Here is a 748-nt window from a genome sequence, read left to right as displayed (position 1 = left end):
TTCGAGGACTTGCCGCAGATAGAGCCTAATCAAGATCGGGATGAACTGGGAGAGCTCATCAAACTCCGTGGCAATCTTGTCCAGCATCGGGATGATGACAAGCGTCGGATGAAACAAACCACTTCAGCTACGGCCATTACCGTTTATACCGAGCATGTCGCTTACCTGAATGATCAGATTAAGGCCTTGGACAAGGCGATTGAGCGTGCCTCGAACGTGCTGGATCGCACGACAGCCATGCGGCTAAGGTCTGTGAAAGGGATTGGCGTCATCAGTTGTGGCACCTTCATGGCCTACCTACCTGAGCTGGGAAGCGTGACGGGGCGCGAAATTGCAGCCTTGGCTGGGTTAGCGCCGTACAACAAAGACAGCGGCAAGAAGAGTGGCCCGAGGAAGATCGAAGGCGGGCGTTACAGAGTCCGCAAGGCGGCCTACATGTCGATCTGGTCAATGATCCAGCATGTCCCAGAAGTTAGAACCCGCTATGAAGCCCTGATAGCCCGAGGCAAGCGCGCAAAAGTTGCCGCAGTGGCGTGCATGCGCGTGTTGCTGGTGCGCCTGAACGCAATGCTGCGTGACGGAACGGAGTGGAAAGAGCTCAAGCCTCAGGTACCCGCACCCTGATCACGAACGAGGATCGATTTTCTACAAATGCGGGCTTCGCCAGCGACACCGCTACGCGGTATCGAGCGAAGCCCTGCCCGAATGGCACGCTTGAAAATAAATTTCTAAAGACAGTTGCTCCCAC

Annotated in this window: 1 protein-coding gene; it reads left to right on the top strand. The window is 55.5% G+C overall.

Translation table 11 applies throughout. The annotated features are described in order from the left end of the window. On the top strand, positions 1–624 hold a 624-nt coding region (locus MJ643_RS30450; RefSeq protein ID WP_247727286.1), incomplete at its 5' end, for a transposase. Between the last annotated feature and the right edge of the window lie 124 nt (positions 625–748).

The organism is Pseudomonas sp. PNPG3 (assembly GCF_023093815.1).
GTDB classification, from domain to species: domain Bacteria; phylum Pseudomonadota; class Gammaproteobacteria; order Pseudomonadales; family Pseudomonadaceae; genus Aquipseudomonas; species Aquipseudomonas asiatica.
This window is presented reverse-complemented; position numbering and strand designations above follow the sequence as displayed.